Origin of the sequence: Virgibacillus aidingensis (genome assembly GCF_010994035.1) — a bacterium.
GTDB lineage: Bacteria > Bacillota > Bacilli > Bacillales > Amphibacillaceae > Virgibacillus_N.
Genome location: NZ_WIXN01000040.1, coordinates 1 through 5109, shown reverse-complemented (window position 1 = coordinate 5109; position 5109 = coordinate 1). Strand labels below are relative to the sequence as shown.

9 protein-coding genes are annotated in these 5109 nt (G+C 32.5%); 3 read left to right on the top strand and 6 right to left on the bottom strand.

Going from position 1 to position 5109, the window contains the following annotated elements:
* Nucleotides 1-31 precede the first annotated feature (31 nt).
* The 5 genes from GHD25_RS19615 to GHD25_RS19595 all read right to left on the bottom strand — a co-directional run bounded on the left by GHD25_RS19615 (nt 32) and on the right by GHD25_RS19595 (nt 2723).
* Nucleotides 32-292 carry a hypothetical protein gene (locus GHD25_RS19615; protein WP_164220039.1) on the bottom strand — a complete coding sequence of 87 codons (261 nt, stop codon included), beginning with the start codon at nt 290-292 and terminating at the stop codon, nt 32-34.
* A gap of 182 nt (nt 293-474) precedes the next feature.
* Nucleotides 475-1029, bottom strand: a complete 555-nt coding sequence (locus GHD25_RS19610; protein WP_033826662.1) for a flavodoxin family protein — start codon at nt 1027-1029, stop codon at nt 475-477.
* A 52-nt stretch (nt 1030-1081) separates the two neighbouring features.
* Nucleotides 1082-1987, bottom strand: coding sequence for a GNAT family N-acetyltransferase (locus tag GHD25_RS19605; RefSeq protein WP_033826663.1), 906 nt, complete (start codon nt 1985-1987; stop codon nt 1082-1084).
* A gap of 92 nt (nt 1988-2079) precedes the next feature.
* Nucleotides 2080-2511, bottom strand: a complete 432-nt coding sequence (locus GHD25_RS19600) for a hypothetical protein (RefSeq protein ID WP_164220037.1) — start codon at nt 2509-2511, stop codon at nt 2080-2082.
* 2 nt (nt 2512-2513) lie between these two features.
* Nucleotides 2514-2723, bottom strand: a complete 210-nt coding sequence (locus tag GHD25_RS19595; RefSeq protein WP_033826665.1) for a helix-turn-helix transcriptional regulator — start codon at nt 2721-2723, stop codon at nt 2514-2516.
* A gap of 612 nt (nt 2724-3335) precedes the next feature.
* Here GHD25_RS19595 and GHD25_RS19590 point away from each other — a divergent pair.
* The 3 genes from GHD25_RS19590 to GHD25_RS19580 all read left to right on the top strand — a co-directional run bounded on the left by GHD25_RS19590 (nt 3336) and on the right by GHD25_RS19580 (nt 4395).
* Nucleotides 3336-3548: a type II toxin-antitoxin system HicB family antitoxin gene (locus GHD25_RS19590; protein WP_164220035.1), complete on the top strand. Its 213-nt coding sequence runs from the start codon at nt 3336-3338 to the stop codon at nt 3546-3548.
* A gap of 205 nt (nt 3549-3753) precedes the next feature.
* Nucleotides 3754-4101 (top strand): hypothetical protein, encoded by a 348-nt coding sequence (locus GHD25_RS19585; protein WP_164220033.1) that lies wholly within the window; start codon nt 3754-3756, stop codon nt 4099-4101.
* A 102-nt stretch (nt 4102-4203) separates the two neighbouring features.
* Nucleotides 4204-4395 carry a hypothetical protein gene (locus GHD25_RS19580; protein WP_164220031.1) on the top strand — a complete coding sequence of 64 codons (192 nt, stop codon included), beginning with the start codon at nt 4204-4206 and terminating at the stop codon, nt 4393-4395.
* 183 nt (nt 4396-4578) lie between these two features.
* Here the strand turns inward: GHD25_RS19580 and GHD25_RS19575 are convergent, their stop codons facing one another.
* The gene (locus GHD25_RS19575) at nt 4579-4893 is read right to left on the bottom strand and encodes a hypothetical protein (protein WP_164220029.1); all 315 of its coding nucleotides are present in this window, start codon (nt 4891-4893) and stop codon (nt 4579-4581) included.
* Between the last annotated feature and the right edge of the window lie 216 nt (nt 4894-5109).

Genomic DNA, 5109 nt, shown 5'->3' with positions numbered 1-5109 from the left:
TATTTTCTATGAAGATTATCGCATGAAAAAACTATGGTGAAAATGTGGGGACTATTTGACGCTTACGTAAAAACTTTTCAACGTTTAGCGTATACACTGATTCGTAATGCTTATCAACCTTTAAAAAATCAATTTCCTTCAAGGAATACTCTTCTAACTGTTTAGAATCATTCGTATATATTTCAAACCAATTTCTGCTCCTCTTCTTGCAATCTGGCATTACAATTTCTCGAAAAAATCGTTTTAACTCAGATTTTTCTTGATTAGTTGCTATGTTACCTTCTAAATACATCCACCTTCCAATGGCCCAAACAATAGCAACTTTGGGACTGTTTTCATGATCTACAAAAACTCTCCCTGGATAACTACCATGAATGACTGCAAATGCTGGAATGAATTGCTTTTTTTATTTAAAAAGCCTTTCTACGCTAGAAAAGGAACTATATTGTAATTCAATCATTTTATAATTCTCCCTTATTTATTTATTTCCAATATAAGCTTCTTTTGCAGTTCATTAGCGGCTAAAAGCGCTTCTTTATCATTATATACATCACCAGGTTTGTTTCCTCTTCCAATTATATAACCCTCAAAAGAAATACCAACAAAATCAAAAATATAATGAAACTGCTGTATCAACGGTAGACCTTTTATGTTTGGATAATCTCCTCCTACCGCAATTACATAGGCTTTCTTATTTGCCATGGAATGTTTAAAGTCAGGATATTTTTTATCCCTTAATGTCTGAGACCAGCGATCAATAAAGTTTTTCATGATGCCGGACATGCTATACCAATAAATCGGTGTTGCAAATACAAGAATGTCATGGGGCATCATACGTTCTATAACTAAATTGTGTTCATCATGAATCGTATGAAACCCCCCTTCTTCATGTCGTAAATCTTCAATGGATTGAATTTTAAAGTCCTTTAAATAGATTTTTTCTGCAGTAATCCCTTGAACCGCTTTCTCAGTAAGTATTTCAGTATTACCATTTTGTCGAGTTCCTCCGTAAATAATGGCAATAGACATACTTCATTCACTCCTTTATCAAAACAACAAAACTTTAGATTTACAATGAAAATTACTTACCCGATAACGTAGGTAACTTTAATTCTTTCCTCATACTTAATTGCTGAACTGCTGTTTGAAATCCAATCTGTTTTAACACCTTATAAGTTAGTTCACTTTCTCGGACCGGTAAGTTGGGAACTATTCGATTAAGAACGTTTTTAAAATCTCCAAAAATATGACCGAGCATAAAATAAATTACTTCCTCTGCATTTTTTAAATTTGGTCTTGCTTCACATTGGAACAAAATAGTACTTATATGATTCCCTTTGGAATTGAAGATCCTTTGATAATAAGCATAGCCAAGCACCTGTCCAACTTCGCCTTCAACGATGATTCCTTCGCCCTGTTTAGCACTCTGCCATTGCGTTTGCCAAGGGTTCATTGCTTTATAAAAAAATTGTTTGCCTATTTGCTGTAGCAACACTTGTTTAACAGTAACTTTTCTTTTTAAATGAGGGATTGGATTTTGACACAAAGCTTTATTAAGATTTAAATACTCTAATATCCCCACTTCTTTATATCCCATATCCTTATATAAGGAAATTGCTTTCTCGTTATCTTTTAACACCTCAAGTGTTGCAATATCTACACCGTTTTGTTTTAAAATAGAGATACTTACATCCACTAATTTTTTTCCTATACCTTTAGATCGGTATGCCTTGGCAACACCAGTTCCTCCATTCCAAGCAACTTTTTTACCGTTTATTTCTCTTATTCCATTTAAAACAATTCCTATCGGTTGTTTGTCGTCAAAGGCAATGATAGATAGACTAACGGATAAATCCTCCTTTACCATCCTTTCCAAAAACCTATCAGCGGTCATCTTGACATCAATTGAATACCCTTCAAATCCTGCATTCCAAGCATTAACAGCATCTGTTATTGTACAATCTTTCAACTTTTTAACTTTAACCAATTTTTAAATCTCCCAAAGATCAAAATTTAATACATAAATATACTCATACTTCCACAAATTCTTGTAATTATATTCCTTTAATCCTTAATCTGTTAAATACGATTTAATACTCGAATAGTTAGCCAATAAACAATATATTGTCCTACACCTACTACACCTATACCAATTAATGGAATAAGAACATGACCAGAAAAAAGAAAACAAGCTCCCGCTATAATTGGCAGTGCAAAACTATAGTAAATATAAACATTCCGGCAAGCTTTATAGGTAACCCACTGTTGACCCTCATCCATCTCGCGGAATTCAGGTGGAATTAATCCAAACGGTTTAATTTGATTATCGGGATTCTTACGGTTGTAAAGCTTTATAAAAGTTAACCACAAAAATGTACAAAGTACTAATATCCCAAAAGATAATCTAGCTAAGACAACCAGTGTATTCGTTAGTGAAAGTGTCAAAAATGTAATGAGCAGTATAAATAAACCCATCGGTATTAATGGTGTACGTAAGATATGTTTCAACATGTTTAATCATTCCTTTCCTTTAAATAAAAAACTTCTTCAACAGAAACATTAAAAGCATTTGCAATTTTTAATGCCATCGTTACAGATGGGGAATAATCCCCTTTTTCAATTAATCCTATTGTTTGCCTTGTAACGCCAATTGCATCAGCTAAGTCTTGTTGTGTCCATCTAAACCGTGCACGTAACTCTCGAACCCTATTCTCAAGCATCAAGTTCCCTTCCTTCTAAAATAGATCACTATCATTGTAATATAAGTATTACAAAATGTAAATGATTATTTGCATCAACCGAGGAATGAATATTTTCAAAAGTTAGGAAATTATTTTTGCAAAACTTAGCCTTAGAAAACTTAACATTTCAAGGATTCGCGGCTTTTTTAATTTTTTTGGAATTGCAAGATAAAGCATGAATTTGAACGTATTTGGGGCTAATTTTGGAGCTAAATTGGGGCTGATTAATATTAATCAAATCAGTCTAGGTGTATGTAAGGGAATGGGTATATTTCAAAAAAAAATAAAATAGAAAAGAATATTATGAGCACACATCTTTTTTGTATAATTAATAATTTTTTTGAGGGACAATCATATACACGCGGTAGATTTGTATTCTTCTAATTGTCAATATAACTCACCAATAACTATTGTCGTCTTATACTAGGCGTCTTATATTTCAAGACCAAAACAAGCAACATATTTTGTTTATAATTATCGTTGCATCAATGTTTATACAGTATTAGAGTTTATTCACAACATTAACAGCCTTTAAAAGCAAAAAGCCGTGATTATGTGAATAATCTTGCGTATAATAACGATGAGGTGGTTAGCATGGCTAAAACATTTCCAATTTTATACGAAGAAGATGAAAATGGCTATTTTGTAGCAACTTGTCCTTTTTTTGAAGGATGCTACACAAAAGGTAAAACATTGCAAGAAGCAACCGAAAACATAAAAGAAGTAATTAAATTATGTCTTGAAGGATTAGATGAAGATGAAATCCCCGATAAGGAAATACTTTTTGGTCAAGTGGTAATACTTTAAGTTATTTCCCTTGATTAGCAGGTTCATCTGCAGAGTGTTGTACATAGCGCCAATCCCGAAAGGAATCTTACTTACATTTTACCAAGTTTTATTTTAATTTAAATTCTTGCTTGGCGAGGTTACCTTGGGATTTAAAGATTAGGCTTTATGAGTAAATGTTTTTTAATATTCTTTACAAAAACGTTAATGGACGGAGGTGTTCAATTTGATCAATAACGCAGGCAGTAGTCTTTCATTTGAAAGTTTTATAAAAAAATTGAAGCAGGTGCAGGAATATCAAGCAGATGGTGGAACAATTTACCGTCAAAAAACTGCTGGATTATCATTAGAAGTTGCATTAGTAGTTAAAAAAGTGCATCCCTTTTTAGATCCAGTTGAATCTAAAAAATTGGTATATACTCACCTTCCTGATGCCGATAATGAACGAAAACATGATGTCGCTAAAATGTTACGAGTAACAGCCAAAAATATGTATTTAGAGATGACAACTCCAGAAGAGGTTAAGGGATATGTTAAAAGTAAATTGAAAAATAATTGGACTTTAAAAAAATAAAATGTTCTACTTGGATTTTTGTATACTATTTCTATTGACACTTTCTGCCTAATACTAAATATGCTAGGGATTAATAAGGAGAATTTGGGGGTTGTTTGAATCGTGGAGAAACGAATAAAGGACATCTTAACGTCTGATGAATTGGAGCAGGTTCATAAACTTAATAAATCAATAATGGGGGCTACTTCAAAGAAAGAAATACAAGATTATAAAGGTGTGATTGATCAGATAATAGAAAAAGCAAAGAATCGTTATTTTCGTGAAAAAGAAATCGAAGCAAAGGTTCAAAAATAAAATAACAAAGTGGATAGTTATGTCGAAAAAGAATATCATTTTTTGATCAACATATTGGTCTAACAATAGTGAAAAAGGTTTAGGGGAATCTATACGGTTATACCGACTCCCCTGCAACTTACGTCCACATGTTTTCCAAATTGTGCGTAAACCAGGTGAGGAAAGTGTGATCTTCCTCAATATTTAAAAGGGCTTCAAACATTTGGGTATTGTGAAATTCATGCTTGCTAATGCTCGAAGAAAGTCTTTCATGTCTTGTTTAATTTGATTATCTAGCGTATTACTTTCCATGTCGTAATGATCCCATATATACTGTTTAAGTTTCTCGGCAATCAGTTCATCTTCATCATCAATTTCAAATATAACAATTTTTCCATTAACCGCAATCTTCTTCTTTATGGTTTCAGGAACATTGAGTATATCTGTAATCTCTTTCATTTCCCTTCTTATTCCCCACTGTTCAGCTAATTCACGCCAATGAATGCCTTTAAATTCCATCATGTGCCTCCTTTCTATCACCATTTGTTAACTGGGTAATAATATATTATTTAATTTAACATTTTAGATCATTGAAAGTTAGATTGCTAATCTTCCTTAGACTCCATCAAAATATTTATTACAACCATCCTGTATCAAGAATATTATAAATGTAAGCGTCAAATAAATCCCACCTACTTATGCAGGTGGGATTAGTTGTATACTCTATTTAGACTT